This is a genomic window from Agrobacterium sp. MA01, from assembly GCF_009650195.1.
Lineage (GTDB): Bacteria > Pseudomonadota > Alphaproteobacteria > Rhizobiales > Rhizobiaceae > Allorhizobium.
Map to the genome: position 1 here is coordinate 2,882,562 of NZ_CP045854.1, position 17,610 is coordinate 2,900,171.

Here is a 17,610-nt window from a genome sequence, read left to right on the forward strand (position 1 = left end):
CGGCAATCCCGCACTATTGATCCAACAATAATAACAAGAATAATGGATCAACCATGCAGCATAGACCCCTGACACCACGCCATCTTGCATACGCGAAATTCCGAGCACAGGGTATGACGCCGCCGCAGGCCTTCAAGGAAGCCGGTTATACATCTGAAAAAACCAACGCATACCGGCTAGAGAACCGCGACGATGTTCAATCGGCAATCGCTGACTATCGCAACCGGCGCCAGGAGCTACTAACCGCCAGTGAGGCCGCGCAATTTAAAGCCGAAGATCTCTCCGACGTTTCGCTGACCCAGAACTTCTTGTTGCAAACGCTACTGGACGCCCTCGCCCAGGCAAGGACCATGGGCGATCCCAAGACAGTCTTGGCCATCACTACTAAGCTCGCTGACTTTTTGCGTGTGCGTTTCGACACCACCACCATAACAGATGACTCGAAGTCGACGGCCACGCTCCTTAAGCAGTTGGAGGTGATACGATGACGCAAGCACTTCAAGCTGAACTTCATGTACATCAAGTTGCTACGAAAGCCGCGTACGTCCGATTCATGACTGCCGCAGACCTGCTCCGCCGCCGAGGGTTGTCAGTGCGTGAGACAGGCAAAGTGGAAGACATCCATCTGCACGCATTCGGTGTGCTCACCATGTCACTAGCACGCATACAGCAGATACATGACATCCTGTATCCCGACGCCTCACTGGAACAGATGAGACAGAAGGCGCCACGCTACAGCAGCGACGCCCGAAGAGCCCATCAGCCCAACTAGCCATCGGGACGGTCATGTGGAACTGCGAAAATCCGGCTGTAGCTGAAGCATTGAGATTGCGACACGAAACACTGACTTTCGTCATGTATCTAGTGATTCATCCCATTCTGCCCCCATAACCCACGAAAGGGCCGACATTCTGCCGCTAAGCAGCCCCCATTCGAAATCATCCCAACCAAGGTTCTTCTTGCCGTACTTGCGCTCGATGCGTTTGGCCGCCTTTTTCGCAACTTCTAAAATTTTCTCCTGTCCAGGTTGAAGCGTCTCCGAGCCATCCGCTAGACGGTGCAGCCAGTTTTGATGGCGATTCCACCAAACCTTGTCCCAAAACTCGTTGTAAGCTTCCAGGATGGCGGCGTCGTTTCGCCGAAGTACAAGGGGCCATACCTCACCCTCCAGCTCATCGGAGGGAACCCACTCAACTTTGTCCCCTTCAGGCGTGTACCCAATAGGGTGGCCGTTTGGACCTTTTTCGCCCTCCGGAACTGGATCAATGGTCTGAGCCTTAGTCCTGGTCATGCCGACGATTGTATCGCGAAGCTCCGCTGCCTCGGCCGCCCCGACACCTGCGGTTTTCAGAGCGATAATCATCTCAGTCAACTCACGCTCCTTAGCAAGCTTGCTATAGCCCGGACGTTGCTTCGGTCTCACTTGGCGTACCAAGCTGGAAAGATGCCTGAACAACTGATGTTGGAGGTCGGCTGCAGACTTGAATGAGCCAGTCAGCGAAAGCTGGTACGTCTCCTTCTTAAAATCTCGAAGCGTCGAAAGCTGAGTAATATCGATAGCAGACGGATTCACTGGTCGATCCGAAAAATAGATCATCGCTGGTTTACCGTTGGCGGCGAACCTGTCGATTTCTTCAACAGTACCGGACACCGCCACACCCGTATTGCTACCAAGCTTTGTCCAAAACAGCGCCACCAGTATGTCGGATGAATCAACGATCTGCTGGTTGATTGTAGCTTGTGGGCGATTGTTCGCAGTAGGGAACGTGTGTGTTTCCCATCGAACAGGCAGCAGAACAGTACCTTCAGCTTCAGCGTTAGAGGAGTTCCATTCATGTATTGCGGCTTCCACCGCATCGCGCTCTTCGCTTAGATCCGACGGTGAAGCTATTAGCACCTTTAAGGTATTGGCGTTGAATGGCATCCTGTAATCATCTTTCGTCTATTATTCATCGCAGGTGAGCCCTAAACGCGTCAGGGTTACCGTGATCATACTATGGATCATCGGAGCCATCTTTGACCATGAAAATGAACGTTTGGGAGAGACCTGTCGGGAGTGAGACGCCGAACCGTCAGGGTGATCATGATGCAGAGCCAATATACACCGCATTAGGAAGGGCGCTTTCGGCATGGGAGGGAGTGAATGCCTCAACGAGAAGCCTCTTCCAGGCCCTTCACTGTAAATCTGCGGCAACTGAACAGCAGATAGTACAGGAGTTATTCGACGGCCTCCCCAAGGTTCATGATCGAGCTAGATTGCTCAGAGACCTTGGCGATAAAGTTCTGGGGACTGGCTTTCCCACCGGAGACAATCGCGCCATGAAGCTGAGGAAGCGGATCGTTTCCACCACCACGCGCTATATCGGTTGGGCTGCGCGCCGTAACGAACTGGCGCACGGCTACGTGACTCAAACTCAGTCGCCTGACTACTCCCAACCTTCTCAGCGCATCGTAACTGCTTACGCCTTGTTGCCGTCTCATGCACGAAGCAACCTCTGGTTTGATGCGGAGCCGGAATGGAATTATCTCGCAAGCGACATCAACGAATTTGCACGGCAGTTCCAAAACCTTGACGAGTCCTTTCAAGACCTCGCCGGCTCAGTCGAACGTCAGCTTAACGATATCGGCGAGGTATAAGGGTCTGCCAATCAAAGGTCGCCCTCCTGACGCTCGACCCACCAGCGGAGTACATCGATGCGATGTCGTGTCTCCTCCTCCTTTGCGCTTGCCCATATCATTGAGTACATCGACCCTCCTTCAACCAAGGAAGCATGTAGGTTCGCCTCGGAAGTCGCATATGCGTCCCATGCAAGCTGTGTCGCCTCCAACGCGTCAGGGTCCACGCCTCCTCTCTCCTTAATCGCCGTCACTAGAGCGACCATCTCGTCTTCGAGGGCTGCCAACGCCGCCCCTGCTTGAGTATTCATCTCAAGCTGCGTTCTGGGAACTCCACCGCGTAGCACGTCGACCAAGACCCAGTCAGATGCCTCGATGAATTGTTGTGCCGCTTGGAGAAAACCGCCGATCTCATCGGGATCGAAAGCTGGGGCGCTGGGAAGCTCATGGGTCACGATGTGTCGCACCGTGAACAAACGCGAAAGGCGTGACATCATCTGGTTGTAGTCAGTAATAATTGGAGGAAGTGGCCAATCTGATTGCTCCTCCGTCCACCGAGGATGAGACGCCTCAAGCCGCTGTCTAAAATCAGGAACAAGCGTGCTCAGGTAAGCGACTATGCGCCCCGGTTCGTTAACAGCAACGGTGTGCGCGATGAGGTCACCAACAGATACTTTGCGCCCTTGAAGTCCTGCCAGAAGAGCGAAGTCAAATTTTGCCCCCTTCGCCAGCGTTTCCGCTCGTTCCAAGTATGGAGAACCCGCGTCTACCAATTCGCGGATAGCCTCTCGTGTAAATACCTCAATCAGCGTAACCAGCCGCATCGGGATAAAGTCGGCGAACGCTGCGGAATCGTCCTTCCTTGCCTCCCATAGTCCCCCAAGTCGATGGAGATCGTAGCCTAGAGTGAAAGTGGCTCCCGATTGCCCACGTCGCTTTTTCCATTCCAACATGTTCTCGATATCGGACTTCGCCATATCAAATTTATCCGCATTACCGACCAGCAACCAATTCGTGTTGGCAGCTTCAGAAAAACCTCGGGGTGTCCCCAAATCTCATTCCTGCCGAGAAAAGGCTTTAATGTGAGACAAGTCGAGTCCGGCGTAGCGAATGGACTGAACGCCCTCATGTAGTTCCGGCAGCTTATAGCCATCACCGTAGTTTGCACGCATGCCCTTTTGGGAGTGTCCTTGTAACTGGTCCATGATGGCCGAATCCACCCGACTGTCCCGGCAAGCCTGCTCGAACGAATGTCGAAGGCTGTGCCAGACCTTCTTGGGTCCTTTGACACCCACTACGGCCAAGAGCTTGTTGAACATCTTGGACGCATGCCGGTGCCGTTGTGTGTCTGGACCTATTGCAATGTCAGGAAATAGCCGGGAGCCGACCGGAACCGTCTCGACGAATTTGAGAAAGCCGAGCCGCACTAATTCCGGATGAACAGGTATGCGCCGGATCGAGGACTCATTCTTGACTCGTTTTCCGGTCTCGTCTTCATCGTCCTCGTTTATGTCGAGAAACCAGATGCCGCCCTCGCAACCAATGTCCTCTCGGACAAGCTGAACGGCCTCCATAAGTCTGGCACCGGCATACAGGGCAAGCAAGGGCACCCAAAAGCGCCCGGTATGGTGCATTGACACATCGCCCGACTGAAACCAGTCCGCTTTACTTTTGACCCCCGAGAATACCGGGGCCGAGAAAAGCCTCTGCAGCTCCTCGGACGTGAAGCCATGCCTCTTGTCCCGTTTATTGCCTGCGGTCGACGGCAGCGGGATCATCGGCTGTACAATGTTCACAAGGGAGGAACGCCGTTCGGTCCTGGCCCAGCCGAAGACCATGCTCACCGACGTCATGATCTGCCTGACGCTTTCCGTCGACAAGCCCTCCATGCCAAGCTCACGGGCCTTTTCGGCAATCTGTGCCTTCGTCATCCCCTTAAACTGCTTCTTGCCATGGGCCTGAGGCGGCAGGGATCGAAGTGTGACCTTGAGGTCGCGGATATCGTGCTGGGTGTACTGGTTGAGCGGCTTGTCGCCGCAGATTTCCAGAAACTGCTTGATCTGCGTATGTCGAGCCGCCTCTGTCTTCGCACTCCAATTCTTCTCTTTCCCCACCTCTGCGTAACATTCGCGGGCGATCACCGACATGAGGGGTAGATCGGGTTCTGCATCGATGGCACTAACCGAGGAACGGTGCTGTGTTGGTTCCTCATGGGCGATACGACGCGGACTAGATTGCGGATGGGCGACCAGCTCTGGCTCCTCATGCCATGCCTCAAGCGTCCTGAGTTCGGCGTCGATCATGGCCTTAATCATGCTTGGTCGATCCACGGGCGAAGTGTGTGCTGCATGGCGATCAACGGCGGCGAAATAGGCTTCGAAATCACCTACAGACCGAGAACGCTTGACAGAAGCCATGCGCTTCTCAAGGCGGAGGCGATGAACGAAGCCCAGCACCGGTAAAGGGTCACCCTCCTGCTCAAGGTGGTCAAGGTACTCCTGATGCTGGGGCGGGATGTCTTGGCTTCTAACGAAGGACCTCAAATCGGCTAGTGCGCACTTGAATGCTTCCGCTCGTATCGCGACCTCTTGGGCCTCGATCTCTCGGGCGTATAGATCGGCAATTCGTTTGATGTTGATACGCGACGGCACCGGCGCCTTTTCCGTCATACCATGCATACTCAGCGACCCTATTTCAGTGGCGTACTCATCCCGGAGCCGGGAGAACCTTTGGTCTGTCTCCACAATCACGGCAGGAAGCCGTCGTACCGCCTCCCGATGGTCACGGGTACGCAGCGAAACTTGCTCAATTTCCTTACCGCAGAGTGTACGAATATCAACCGGGACCTTAACCCGGTGATAGAAGTAGCCGTTTTTGCGCTGGTGAAGACGGTATTGAGCGACCATGGACCTACCCTCAGGTTTGTCACACCGGTGTTACACACGGTGTGACAATGCGAGTCCAAGCTCAATAAAATCAGATAGATAGTGCGATCCACGGCAACCGATGGAGATTTACGATCCTGGGTGCCTACAAACGTAGGTGGGCGCCATATGTCCGAGCCCACGGGCCCGGCCAGGGACAGCTCCCTTTGGATCGAGTATGGCCCCAGGGATTGTGGTTCCTGTCGTGAGGCGCAGATCGCAACTCAGATATAGGCGCTTCGCGGGCACTGCGCCAGTGGGCTCGAAAAATAGTCCTTAAGCCTGAGGCTGGGGAGCGGGCCGCTGGGTCAGTTTGCGGGTGATGCCGTTCAAGCGATCTGCAAGGTCTGATATCGCATGCGCCACCGCCTCCTCGCGATGATGCACGCCTGACAGGACTGTATCGCGCCCCTCGCGGAAACCGGCGAGCTCCGCCTCGGCTGCGGCAAGCCGACGATTGATCTCGGCCATCTCGTCCATGACCATGATCCCGGCCATGACGGTAATCCTCAGATCGCCGATCTCACCGAACTGTCCCTTGAGATGGCCGACATAACGATCGAACTCGCTCGCGAGCTCCGTCAGATGGGCTTCCTGCCCCTCCTCGCACGCCATGCGATAGGCTTTTCCGTCGATCGTGACTGTGACCTGCGCCATCGGCGTTCCAACTCTCTTCTACGCGTGGTGCTCCCGCACCTTATGCAAACAAGCGCCCCGCGGCCCGAATTTTACCGATCGAGCACCGCGCGGATCGTTTCCATCGCCGTCACCAGTCGACGCGAGACCTCGCGGTTGACCTCTTCGAGCCGGTTGGCCCGGAATTCCGACTGGTCAAGTTCCTGAGCAAGGCGGGCGCGATCGGCATGCACGCGCCGCACCTCGCCATCGATCTCCATACTCTCGCGCTCCGCTTCGAAACGCATGTCGACGGCGTTCTCGAGCCCGGCGACAGCCTGCCGAAGCGCCGCGAGCGCGGCATCCACCGAATTTTCCGCCGGCATTCTCTTGCCCCTGCCTCAGTGAAGTCTGTTCGCTACACGAATCGTCACGGCCGCCCCGATCATGTGAGCCGGGACAGTAAGCCCCGCCCTTGGCACGCGTCAATAAAGCGCACGCCTCCGGAAGTAGCCAATTCTGTGGAAGACTGTCTCGTTCTTGCCGCTCCGTAAGTCATCCGGCGCCGTCGCACAGGAAAGAGGCAAAGAGATGTTTTCTTCATCCCGGAAACGCCGCAACCCGGCCCATTTGTTGACTTGCGCGATGCACCTGCTAAGGATCACCCCCGTTCAGACGGCCCGTCCCGGCAGGCCGTGTCTCGAAGCCCCGGAACAAGCGGATAAGCCATGATTTCTCCCGAAAAACATCAGCGGATGGCGAATGCGATCCGTTTCCTCGCCATGGATGCAGTGGAAAAGGCCAATTCCGGCCACCCCGGCATGCCCATGGGCTGCGCCGATGTCGCGACCGTTCTTTTCACCCGCTACCTGAGCTTCGATCCGAAGAACCCGCTCTGGCCAGACCGCGACCGCTTCGTGCTGTCGGCTGGCCACGGCTCGATGCTGATCTACTCGCTTCTCTATTTGACCGGCTATGAGGACATGACGATCGAGGACATCAAGTCCTTCCGTCAGCTTGGCGCCAAGACCGCCGGCCATCCGGAATACGGCCACGCCTCCGGCATCGAGACGACCACCGGCCCGCTCGGCCAGGGCATCGCGACAGCCGTCGGCATGGCACTCGCCGAAAAGAAGCTCGAAAACGAGTTCGGTGCCGAGCTGCAGAACCACTACACCTATGTACTCGCCGGTGACGGCTGCCTCATGGAAGGCATCAGCCAGGAAGCGATCACGCTGGCCGGCCACCTGAAGCTCAACAAGCTGATCGTCTTCTGGGACGACAACGGCATCTCGATCGACGGCGCGATTTCGCTCGCCGACTCGACCGACCAGCATGCCCGCTTCCGCTCCGCCGGCTGGAACACGATCGCGATTGACGGCCATGATCCGGAAGCGATCGCCGCTGCCATCGAAACCGCCAAGGCCTCCGACAAGCCGACCATGATCGCCGCCAAGACCGTCATCGGCTTCGGCGCCCCGAACAAGGCCGGCACCCACAAGGTTCACGGCTCACCGCTCGGCGCCGACGAAATCGCCGCCACCCGCAAGGCGCTCGGCTGGAACGAGGAAGCCTTCTCGATCCCCGCCGACGTGCTTGACGCCTGGCGTCTGGCCGGCCTGCGCTCGACCAAGATCCGCAAGGATTGGGAAGCGCGTCTGGCGGCTGCCGATGCTGAGAAGCGCGCCGAGTTCAACCGCCGCTTCGCTGGCGAACTGCCGGGCACGCTCGCCGGTGCCGTCGACGCCTACAAGAAGAAGCTCGCTGAAACCAAGCCGACGGTTGCAACCCGCAAGGCTTCGGAAGATGCGCTTGAAGTCATCAACGGTGTCGTCACCGAAACGCTCGGCGGCTCGGCCGACCTGACCGGCTCGAACAACACCAAGACCAGCCAGACCAAGTCGATCACCCCGACCGACTTCTCTGGCCGTTACATCCACTACGGCATCCGCGAACACGGCATGGCGGCTGCGATGAACGGGATTGCGCTGCATGGCGGTCTGATCCCCTATTCCGGCGGCTTCCTGATCTTCTCGGACTATTGCCGTCCGTCGATCCGTCTGGCCGCCCTCATGGGCATCCGCGTCATCCACGTCCTGACCCATGATTCCATCGGTCTGGGCGAAGACGGCCCGACCCATCAGCCGGTCGAGCACATGGCAGCGCTCCGCGCTATCCCGAACCTCCTGATGTTCCGCCCGGCAGACGCGACCGAAACGGTCGAGTGCTGGCAGGTGGCGCTGGAGAACAAGGAGCGTCCGTCCGGCCTCGCCCTGACGCGTCAGAACCTGATCCCGGCCCGCACCGAGTATGAGGAGCGCAATCTTTGTGCTCAGGGTGCTTACGAGCTGATTTCGGCCAGCGACGCCAAGGTCTCGATCTTCGCCTCCGGTTCGGAAGTCGAGATCGCGATCAAAGCCCAGCAGCAGCTGGAAGCCAAGGGCATTCCGGCCCGCGTCGTCTCCGTTCCCTGCTTCGAACTCTTCTTCGAACAGGACGCCGACTACCAGGAAGCGATCATCGGTCATGCTGCGGTCAATATCGGGATCGAAGCCGGCATCCGGCAGGGCTGGGACGCCATCATCGGTTCCACCGGCACCTTCATCGGCATGAAGTCCTTCGGCGCCTCCGGCCCGGCCAAGGAACTCTACAAGCACTTCGGCATCACGGCGGACGCAGTCGTGGCAGCCGCCGAAGCCAAGCTTGCCTGACACCATCCCGCCAGGGCGTCCCCCCGGGGCGCCCTGACATTGCCCAAGAGCTCAAAATTAAATCGGGAGTGCACCAATGACTGTGAAAGTTGCCATCAACGGCTTCGGCCGTATCGGACGTAACGTTCTCCGCGCCATCGTCGAATCCGGCCGCACCGACATCGAAGTCGTCGCCATCAACGATCTCGGCCCGGTCGAGACCAACGCGCATCTGCTGCGTTACGACTCGATCCACGGCAAGTTCCCGGCCACGGTAAAGGTCGATGGCGACACGATCATCATCGACGGCGGCAAGCCGATCAAGGTCACCGCGATCAAGGATCCGGCAACGCTTCCGCACAAGGAACTCGGCGTCGACATCGCCATGGAATGCACCGGCATCTTCACCTCGCGTGACAAGGCCGCCCTGCATCTCCAGGCTGGCGCCAAGCGCGTCATCGTTTCGGCTCCCGCCGATGGCGCTGACCTCACCGTCGTCTTCGGCGTCAACCACGACCAGCTGACCAAGGACCACCTGGTCATCTCCAACGCATCCTGCACGACGAACTGCCTGGTTCCGGTCGTCAAGACGCTCGACGACGCCGTCGGTATCGACCATGGCTTCATGACCACGATCCACTCCTACACGGGTGACCAGCCGACGCTCGACACCATGCACAAGGATCTCTACCGCGCCCGCGCGGCAGCGCTCTCCATGATCCCGACCTCGACGGGTGCCGCCAAGGCCGTCGGCCTGGTCCTGCCGCACCTCAAGGGCCGTCTCGACGGCACCTCGATCCGCGTGCCGACCCCGAACGTCTCGGTCGTCGACTTCAAGTTCGTCGCCAAGCGGAACACCACGGCTCAGGAAATCAACGACGCCATCATCGCCGCCTCGGATGGCGCGCTGAAGGACATCCTCGGCTATACCGACGAGCCGCTGGTTTCGCGCGACTTCAACCACGACAGCCACTCGTCGATCTTCGCCCTCGACCAGACCAAGGTTCTCGAAGGCAACTTCGTGCGCATCCTGACCTGGTACGACAACGAGTGGGGCTTCTCGAACCGCATGTCGGATACGGCAGTGGCACTGGCCAAGCTCATCTGAGCTAGACCAACTGATCTCGCATGAAGGCGGGCCAGCAATGGCCCGCCTTTTTTTATTCCGGGCAGCTCCCCAAAACAGGCAGGAAAAATTGTTCCGCACGGGAACAATAAGCCGCCTCGTCAGTTGCCCCTACGAATTGTGGCGCAAATGCGGCCACCCTTGTGGTCGCTTCACCACATTCTGGCGCAGAACCTGCGCCTTCTCCCGGGGATTGTTTTGCCCCTGATGACATCGAAAGGATACCAGACCATTGGCTCTCACAACGACCGATCCCCATACAGCCGTCGCCGAAGATGCGATACCGGCGCCCGAAGGGCGGACCGAAATCATCGACACTGATTATGAGATCGGTCAAGACAACATCAACTTCCGCCGCCGTTTCGTCTTCGAGCTCGACATCCATAATGTCGTCTTCAGCGTCTCGGCTCTGTCAATCGTACTCTTTACCTTCCTGACGCTGGCCTTCCAGACCACGCTTGAACCAGCCTTCACGGGTCTCAGGAACTTCCTGACGAGCAATCTCGACTGGTTCTTCCTGCTGACCGGCAATGTCTTCGTGCTCATCTGCATCGGCCTCATCCTCTCGCCGCTCGGGCGAATCCGTCTTGGCGGACCGGAAGCAACACCGGACTACGGCAATCTCGCATGGTTCTCGATGCTCTTTGCCGCCGGCATGGGCATTGGCCTGATGTTCTACGGGGTCTCCGAGCCCATGGGGCATTTCACGGCAGCGCTGGGTGGACCGGTCTTCGAAGACGGTGTTCGCACGGACTGGGCACCACTGAATGGCGCTGTCGGCGATCCGGAAGCAGCGCGCCGCCTCGCCATGGCCGCCACGATCTTCCATTGGGGCCTGCATCCCTGGGCGATCTATGCTGTCGTCGCGCTGGCGCTGGCCCTGTTCTCCTTCAACAAGGGCTTGCCGCTCACCTTGCGTTCGGTCTTCTACCCGATCTTTGGCGAGCGCGTCTGGGGCTGGCCGGGCCATGTGATCGACATTCTCGCGGTCTTTGCCACCATCTTCGGCCTGTCGACTTCGCTGGGCATCGGAGCCCAGCAGGCCAGTGCCGGCCTGGAATTCCTCTTCGGCATTCCCTCAACGGAAACCACGATGATCCTGCTCGTGCTCGCCATCACCTGCATTGCGATCGCATCGGTGGTTGCCGGCATGGACAAGGGCGTGAAACTTCTGTCGGAGGTCAACCTTGGTCTGGCAGCGCTGCTGCTGGTCTTCGTCATCGCCGTTGGCCCGACCATGCAAATCATCCAGGGCTTCTTCCTGAACCTCAAGGCCTATGCGACCTATCTGCCGGCTCTGGCCAATCCGTTCGGTCGAGAAGATACCAACTTCTCGCAGGGCTGGACGGCCTTCTACTGGGCCTGGTGGATCAGCTGGTCGCCGTTTGTCGGCATGTTCATCGCCCGCGTCAGCCGTGGTCGCACGGTTCGCGGCCTTCTGACCGCAGTCCTGCTCATCCCCTCGCTCGTCTCCGTCCTCTGGATGACTGCGCTCGGCGGCACGGCGATCAGCCAGCTCGTCAACGACGGCCTGACCAGCGTTCAGGATGCAGCCCTTGAACTGCAGCTCTTCGAAATGCTGGCGCATCTGCCGATCACGGCGGTGACCTCCTTCATCGGCATCGTGCTCGTAATCGTCTTCTTCGTGACCTCGTCGGACTCCGGTTCGCTGGTCATCGACACGATCTCCGCGGGCGGCAAGGTCAATGCACCAGTCCCGCAGCGTGTCTTCTGGGCGACTTTCGAAGGCCTGGTGGCCGTTGCCCTGCTTCTCGGTGGGGGGCTCGTGGCGCTCCAGGCCATGGCGGTCTCCACCGGCCTGCCCTTCGCCATCGTCTTGCTTGGCGCGAGCTATGCCTTGATCAAGGGGCTGCTGTCGGAACCCAGATAAAACTCGGTTGGGGCGGATTTAAAAATTTAAATCCGCCCTAATATCATCATGATCCCATTCCATTTTCTTCGTGCCATCCGGCAAATCTGAGTTTCATGAAATTGTCAGCCTGTAGGCATGTCGCTCGCGCAGACGCAATCGGTCTGACAGTCGCCATGCCTGTCGTAGAACGAGCGGGACCTCGGGGATTGGGAATAGGGTGAGAGGGGAAGAGGATTGAGTGAGTTCTATGCGGTCACGCTGGTTGCGACAGCCCTGGTTTTCCTGGCCGCTTTTTCGAGCCTCATAGCCTTCCGCTTCGGTGCTCCCCTTCTCCTTCTGTTCCTGACCATCGGCCTTGGTGCCGGCGTCGATGGTCTCGGCATCGAGTTCTCGAACTTCCCGCTTGCCTACGTGATTGGCTCGCTCGCTCTGGCGGTCGTTCTTTTCGACTCCGGTTTCGGCACCTCGCTCCAGTCCTTCCGACTTTCGGCAGGCCCTGCCCTCACTCTGGCGACACTGGGAGTGCTGCTGACCACCCTTCTCGTCGGGGTCGCCGCGCATTTTCTGTTCGGCCTCAGCTATCTCGAAGGCATGTTGCTCGGCGCGATCCTGGGCTCCACCGACGCAGCAGCCGTGTTCTTCCTTCTCCGTATCGGCGGCATCAACATCCGCGACAGAGTTCGTTCCTCCCTGGAAGTCGAATCCGGCACCAACGACCCGATGGCAATCTTTCTCACCATCGCGCTTGTCGAACTGATTACAACCGGCAGCGGCTCCGAAGGACTGTCGCTCGAACTGCTAAGGCTCTTCATCGAACAGATGGGCATAGGCCTGATCCTTGGCATCCTCGGTGGCGCTTCGATCGCCTTCATCTTGCGCAAGCTGCAGATCGACCAGGGGCTCGCTCCGATTTTCATGCTGGCGATGGCGCTGATGATCTTCGCCTTCACAGGCCTGATCGGCGGCAGCGGCTTCCTCGCCGTCTACGTAGCCGGCATCTACGCAGGCTCTCGGAAATTGCCTTCAACGGTCTCGATCAAGCGCTTCCAGGACGGCATGACCTGGCTTGCCCAGATCATCATGTTCCTTGTCCTCGGACTGCTGGCGACCCCATCGCAGTTCCCGGAAATCCTGCTGCCGGCAGTTCTGCTCGCTCTTTTCCTGGTCTTCATCGCCCGACCGATCGCTGTCTGGCTGTGTCTCTTGCCCTTCGACTTCACCCAGCGCGAAACCGGCTTCATCGCCTGGGTCGGTCTGCGCGGCGCGGTCTCGATCCTGCTCGGCATCGTGCCCGTCGTCGGAGCGATGGAAAACGGCCAGACCTTCTTCAACACGGCCTTCATCGTCGTGATGATCTCGCTCGTCCTGCAGGGCTGGACCATCAAGCCGCTCGCCAAACGCCTCGGACTGATCATCCCGCCGCGCATCGGCGCCATCGACAAGGTCGAACTCGACCTGCCGGGGACGGCCAATCATGAGCTGCTGGCCTATCGTGTGGTCGCTGGCAGCCCCGTATTGGGAGGCGAGCGCATTCCCCGCTGGGCGATGCCTTCGCTGGTCATTCGTGACGGCAAGTCCATGCGCTATCAATATGCCGGACGCCTGCGCGAGAATGATCAGGTCTATCTCTTCATCGCACCGAGCTACTCGAAACTGCTCGACCGCCTCTTTGCAACCGAGGCACCCGTGGAAGAGGACGATGGTGAGTTCTTCGGCACCTTTGCCATTTCGCCCTCGACCCATGTCCGCGACCTCGACGAAGCCTATGGACCTCTGTCGATCACGGACAGTGAACGCGGCAAGACGGTTGCCGAGATGATCACCCAGCGTCTCGGCGGTCGCGCCGATTATGCCGATCGCGTCCGACTCGGCACCATCGTTCTCATTGTTCGCGACATTGACGAACATGGCCATATTGCCACGGTTGGCGTTTCCATGGAGCCGGTAGAGCCGGCGACCACCTGGCCGATCTTTCTCAACCTGCGCGAACTCGCGCACGCGACCCGCGATTACCTGCACCGCAAGCGGGCTGCAGCAAGAGGCGAAGTCGGCGGCGAAAAATGACGGCGCTCGCCTTGCGCCGTCACGCAAGCGGTGTAAGGTCCGGCCCGTCAGCCCCATTCAACAGCATTCAAGACGGGTAATTCCATGCCGGCTTTCAAGACACTCGACGATCTCACCGACATCGCAGGCAAGCGCGTGCTTGTCCGCGTCGACCTCAACGTTCCCGTCACCGACGGCAAGGTTTCCGACACGACGCGCATCGAACGCGTGGCGCCGACGATCCTCGAATTGTCCGAAAAGGGCGCCAAGGTCATCCTGCTCGCGCATTTCGGTCGCCCAAAGGGTGAACCGGTGGCCGACCAGTCGCTGTCGCTGATTGCACCGGCCGTCGAGGAAGTGCTCGACCAGCGCGTCGCCTTCGCCTCCGACTGCATCGGCGCCCCGGCCGCAGACGCCATTGCCAAGATGGAAAACGGCGACATCCTGCTTCTCGAAAACACCCGCTTCCACAAGGGCGAAGAGAAGAATACCCCGGAGTTTACCGCCGAGCTCGCCAAGAACGGCGACATCTATATCAACGACGCCTTCTCAGCCGCCCACCGCGCGCATGCCTCGACGGAAGGCCTCGCCCATCACCTTCCCGCCTATGCAGGCCGCACCATGCAGGCCGAGCTTGAAGCACTCGAAAAGGGTCTTGGACAGCCGACCCGCCCGGTCGTGGCCATTGTCGGCGGCGCCAAGGTCTCCACCAAGATCGATCTCCTGTCCAACCTCGTCACCAAGGTCGATGCGCTCGTCATCGGCGGCGGCATGGCCAATACCTTCATCGCCGCCCAGGGCATCGATGTCGGCAAGTCGCTTTGCGAGCACGACCTCGCCGACACCGCCCGCTCGATCATGGAAACGGCGAAGACCGCAGGCTGCGCCATCGTGCTTCCCGTCGACGGCGTTGTCGCTCGGGAATTCAAGGCAAACGCCGCCAACGAAACCGTCGATATCAACGCCATCCCCGCCGACGCGATGATGCTCGATGTCGGCCCGAAGTCGGTCGAGCTGATCATTGGCTGGATCGGCAAGGCCGCGACCCTGGTCTGGAACGGCCCGCTCGGCGCCTTCGAGATCGCCCCTTTCGACAAGGCGACGGTTTCTGCAGCCCTGCATGCCGCTGAACAGACCAGAGCTGGCAAGCTGGTTTCGGTCGCAGGTGGTGGCGACACGGTATCCGCCCTGAACCATGCCGAAGTCGCCGACGACTTTTCTTATGTGTCGACCGCCGGCGGCGCCTTCCTGGAATGGATGGAAGGCAAGGAACTGCCGGGCGTGGCTGTCCTCACCAAGGGCTGAACGACAGCGGCTCAACAGCCCGATATTTCGAATGAACCGCGTGCCTTCCGGGCGCGCGGTTTTTTCGTGCGTCATTGGGCCGTCGACAGAGACGTGTTACCATCCGCCCAAGGGAACCTCGGTCACACGCAATGGGTTTGTATCGTGAAGAGGCGGATCGCGAAGAAGGCGTTGGATGGACCGCGCAACTCACGTCAATTGAAACGGGTTTAAAAATCTTTGAATTTTCAAACGATTGAAATGATTTCAATCGTTTCAATAGCTTAGCAGCCCATTTTCCCCTCGGGGAAGTTCTGTTATCGCCAAAGTCACCACGGTCCCGAGGGACCGAACAGGGTCAGGGAGTGACCGGACGGCCTGAGTGTCCGTCCTAAGAGCAAGACAGTCCGGCGCCATGCGCGCCATGATCGGGATAGGAGTGAGTTATGGTGGACGCTAAAATGTTGAACAAGATCACCTCGGCGCCCGGCTTCATCGCCGCGCTGGACCAGAGTGGGGGTTCGACACCCGGCGCCCTGCGCCTCTACGGCGTCGCCGAAACCGACTATAACGGCGACGACGAGATGTACCGCCTGATCCACGCCATGCGCGTGCGCATCATGAAGGCACCGGCCTTCTCCGGCGACAAGGTCATCGGCGCGATCCTCTTCGAGCGCACGATGGACGGCGATGTCGATGGCGAACCCGTCCCCTCCTTCCTCTGGGAAAAGCGTGGCGTCGTCCCCTTCCTCAAGATCGACAAGGGCCTGCTCGACGAAGAGAACGGCGTCCAGTTGATGAAGCCGATGCCCGACCTCGACGCGCTCCTGATCCGCGGCCGCGACAAGGGCATCTTCGGCACAAAGATGCGCTCGGTCATCGCCCATGCCGACAAGGCCGGCATCGCCGCCGTCGTCAAACAGCAATTCGAAGTCGCCCGCCAGATCATCGGCCAGGGTCTTGTGCCGATCGTTGAGCCGGAAGTCTCGATCAAGAGCCCGACAAAGGCCGAGGCCGAGGCAATCCTTCGCGATGCGATTGCGGCCGAGCTGGACAAGTTGCCATCCGGCGACAAGGTCATGCTGAAGCTGACCATTCCGACGGTCGCCGATTTCTACGCCCCGCTGATGTCCAACGCTGCCGTCGTGCGCGTCGTCGCACTTTCCGGCGGTTACAGCACTGCGGATGCCTGTGAGAAGCTGAGCCAGAACCACGGCATGATCGCAAGCTTCTCGCGTGCTCTGGCAGAGAAACTTCGCGTCTCGATGAGCGATGCCGAATTCAATGCGAGCATTGCCGGAACCATCGACCAGATCTATGCCGCAAGCGTCAACAAGGTCGGTGCGATCGCCGCCGAATAAGCATCGACCCCGGCCCTCGGTTGATCCGAGGCCGCACGCGAAATCTTGTCATCAGGACACGAAAGCCCGGCCATGTGCCGGGCTTCTTGCGTTATCAGGATGCGCTAGAATCCTCTGGAGCCATCATGCCGTCCCCTTCCCGCAGCATTCCCTTCGTCACCCTCGACGTTTTCACCGACACCCGCTTCTGCGGCAATCCGCTTGCCGTGATCACCGACGCCCGGGGCTTGAGCGATAAGGAGATGCAGGAGATTGCGGCCGAGTTCGGCTATTCCGAGACCACCTTCGTGCTGCCGCCTCAGGATCCAGGCAACACAGCAGAAGTCCGCATCTTCACACCGGTCACGGAAGTGCCCTTTGCCGGACATCCCAATGTCGGCACAGCTCACGCGCTGGCCATCGAGGGTAACGTCCTCGGCAAGCCTGTCGGAGGTCGCATCCGCTTCGAAGAGAAAGCAGGGCTCGTCGAGGTAAGCGTGAACCGTGGCGCAGACGGCATCGTGACGGGAACCACCATCCGGGCACCCGGGCCCCTGACAACAGGCGCATCGATTGCACCTGAGATCATGGCGCCGTGCATCGCCCTTGCGCCGGATGACATTGTCACCAGCCGGCACCAGCCCATATTCGCAAGCGTCGGCCTGAAATTCATTCTAATCGAGGTGGCAAACCTCGACGCGCTGGCAAGGGCTGCGTCTCGCCTGGAGCCGCTGACCGCCCTGAGGCAGATGCATGCCGACGAAGATTGCGACTGCGCCACCTTCCTCTACACCTGGGTCGGGCCGGACCATCTGCGTGCGCGCATGTTTGCACCGTTCGACAATGTGATCGAAGACCCGGCGACCGGCAGCGCATCGGCAGCCCTCGGCGCCTTCCTGACGACGCTCGCACCTGTAGCGGAAGAGCGACACATTCTCGTGGAACAGGGCGTGGAGATGGGACGCCGCAGCCTGATCAGGCTTGCCGTAGGGACAAGCAACGGCGCCTTCGACCATGTCGAGATCACCGGAAGCTCCGTTCTTGTCATGCGGGGTCAACTGGCGCTCTAGTTTCCCGGACAATAATACCCGCCGAAAAC

General features: G+C 59.4%; 14 protein-coding genes and 1 other RNA gene. 9 read left to right on the forward strand and 6 right to left on the reverse strand.

Annotated features, from left to right (window positions below):
• The first annotated feature begins 113 nt into the window (after positions 1–113).
• Entirely contained in the window at positions 114–488 is a 375-nt protein-coding gene (locus tag GH983_RS13995) for a hypothetical protein (RefSeq protein ID WP_153762714.1), read from the forward strand.
• A gap of 365 nt (positions 489–853) precedes the next feature.
• Here GH983_RS13995 and GH983_RS14000 read toward each other — a convergent pair whose 3' ends face one another.
• Positions 854–1,924, reverse strand: a complete 1,071-nt coding sequence (locus tag GH983_RS14000; protein WP_153762715.1) for a DUF4062 domain-containing protein — start codon at positions 1,922–1,924, stop codon at positions 854–856.
• A 395-nt stretch (positions 1,925–2,319) separates the two neighbouring features.
• Between GH983_RS14000 and GH983_RS14005 the strand changes: the two genes are divergently transcribed.
• Positions 2,320–2,637: a hypothetical protein gene (locus tag GH983_RS14005; protein ID WP_153762716.1), complete on the forward strand. Its 318-nt coding sequence runs from the start codon at positions 2,320–2,322 to the stop codon at positions 2,635–2,637.
• A gap of 11 nt (positions 2,638–2,648) precedes the next feature.
• On the opposite strand, the gene GH983_RS14010 is transcribed toward GH983_RS14005, so the two are convergent.
• The 5 genes from GH983_RS14010 to GH983_RS14030 form a co-directional block, all read right to left on the reverse strand.
• Positions 2,649–3,593, reverse strand: coding sequence for a lysozyme inhibitor LprI family protein (locus tag GH983_RS14010; RefSeq protein ID WP_153762717.1), 945 nt, complete (start codon positions 3,591–3,593; stop codon positions 2,649–2,651).
• A 78-nt stretch (positions 3,594–3,671) separates the two neighbouring features.
• Positions 3,672–5,522, reverse strand: a complete 1,851-nt coding sequence (locus GH983_RS14015; RefSeq protein ID WP_153762718.1) for a site-specific integrase — start codon at positions 5,520–5,522, stop codon at positions 3,672–3,674.
• A gap of 81 nt (positions 5,523–5,603) precedes the next feature.
• Positions 5,604–5,762, reverse strand: a non-coding RNA gene (gene ssrS, locus GH983_RS14020) — 6S RNA.
• Between the two features lie 54 nt (positions 5,763–5,816).
• Positions 5,817–6,197: a cell division protein ZapA gene (locus tag GH983_RS14025; protein WP_054148272.1), complete on the reverse strand. Its 381-nt coding sequence runs from the start codon at positions 6,195–6,197 to the stop codon at positions 5,817–5,819.
• Positions 6,198–6,268: 71 nt separating this feature from the next.
• On the reverse strand, positions 6,269–6,541 hold the full coding sequence (locus tag GH983_RS14030) for a DUF4164 domain-containing protein (RefSeq protein WP_006726844.1): 273 nt from the start codon (positions 6,539–6,541) through the stop codon (positions 6,269–6,271).
• Between the two features lie 342 nt (positions 6,542–6,883).
• On the opposite strand from GH983_RS14030, the gene tkt reads away from it, so the two are divergent.
• From tkt to GH983_RS14065, 7 genes are all read left to right on the forward strand, one after another.
• Complete coding sequence (tkt, locus tag GH983_RS14035; RefSeq protein WP_153762719.1) at positions 6,884–8,866, forward strand: transketolase; 1,983 nt, start codon at positions 6,884–6,886, stop codon at positions 8,864–8,866.
• Positions 8,867–8,942: 76 nt separating this feature from the next.
• Entirely contained in the window at positions 8,943–9,953 is a 1,011-nt protein-coding gene (gap, locus tag GH983_RS14040) for a type I glyceraldehyde-3-phosphate dehydrogenase (protein WP_153762720.1), read from the forward strand.
• 250 nt (positions 9,954–10,203) lie between these two features.
• Complete coding sequence (locus tag GH983_RS14045; protein ID WP_153762721.1) at positions 10,204–11,862, forward strand: BCCT family transporter; 1,659 nt, start codon at positions 10,204–10,206, stop codon at positions 11,860–11,862.
• A gap of 216 nt (positions 11,863–12,078) precedes the next feature.
• Entirely contained in the window at positions 12,079–13,908 is a 1,830-nt protein-coding gene (locus GH983_RS14050) for a potassium/proton antiporter (RefSeq protein WP_153762722.1), read from the forward strand.
• Between the two features lie 84 nt (positions 13,909–13,992).
• On the forward strand, positions 13,993–15,192 hold the full coding sequence (gene pgk, locus GH983_RS14055) for a phosphoglycerate kinase (protein ID WP_054148266.1): 1,200 nt from the start codon (positions 13,993–13,995) through the stop codon (positions 15,190–15,192).
• A gap of 425 nt (positions 15,193–15,617) precedes the next feature.
• Positions 15,618–16,532, forward strand: coding sequence for a fructose bisphosphate aldolase (locus tag GH983_RS14060; RefSeq protein WP_153762723.1), 915 nt, complete (start codon positions 15,618–15,620; stop codon positions 16,530–16,532).
• A 125-nt stretch (positions 16,533–16,657) separates the two neighbouring features.
• Positions 16,658–17,581 (forward strand): PhzF family phenazine biosynthesis protein, encoded by a 924-nt coding sequence (locus GH983_RS14065; protein ID WP_054148264.1) that lies wholly within the window; start codon positions 16,658–16,660, stop codon positions 17,579–17,581.
• Positions 17,582–17,610 lie beyond the last annotated feature (29 nt).

Coding starts and splice junctions, on each gene's coding strand:
- GH983_RS14030 (WP_006726844.1), bottom strand. CDS start 6,541: ATGCCGGCGGAAAATTCGGTGGATGCCGCGCTCGCGGCGCTTCGGCAG.
- GH983_RS14000 (WP_153762715.1), bottom strand. CDS start 1,924: ATGCCATTCAACGCCAATACCTTAAAGGTGCTAATAGCTTCACCGTCG.
- pgk (WP_054148266.1), top strand. CDS start 13,993: ATGCCGGCTTTCAAGACACTCGACGATCTCACCGACATCGCAGGCAAG.
- GH983_RS14065 (WP_054148264.1), top strand. CDS start 16,658: ATGCCGTCCCCTTCCCGCAGCATTCCCTTCGTCACCCTCGACGTTTTC.
- GH983_RS14060 (WP_153762723.1), top strand. CDS start 15,618: ATGGTGGACGCTAAAATGTTGAACAAGATCACCTCGGCGCCCGGCTTC.
- tkt (WP_153762719.1), top strand. CDS start 6,884: ATGATTTCTCCCGAAAAACATCAGCGGATGGCGAATGCGATCCGTTTC.
- GH983_RS14025 (WP_054148272.1), bottom strand. CDS start 6,197: ATGGCGCAGGTCACAGTCACGATCGACGGAAAAGCCTATCGCATGGCG.
- GH983_RS14015 (WP_153762718.1), bottom strand. CDS start 5,522: ATGGTCGCTCAATACCGTCTTCACCAGCGCAAAAACGGCTACTTCTAT.
- gap (WP_153762720.1), top strand. CDS start 8,943: ATGACTGTGAAAGTTGCCATCAACGGCTTCGGCCGTATCGGACGTAAC.
- GH983_RS13995 (WP_153762714.1), top strand. CDS start 114: ATGACGCCGCCGCAGGCCTTCAAGGAAGCCGGTTATACATCTGAAAAA.
- GH983_RS14010 (WP_153762717.1), bottom strand. CDS start 3,593: ATGGCGAAGTCCGATATCGAGAACATGTTGGAATGGAAAAAGCGACGT.
- GH983_RS14005 (WP_153762716.1), top strand. CDS start 2,320: ATGAAGCTGAGGAAGCGGATCGTTTCCACCACCACGCGCTATATCGGT.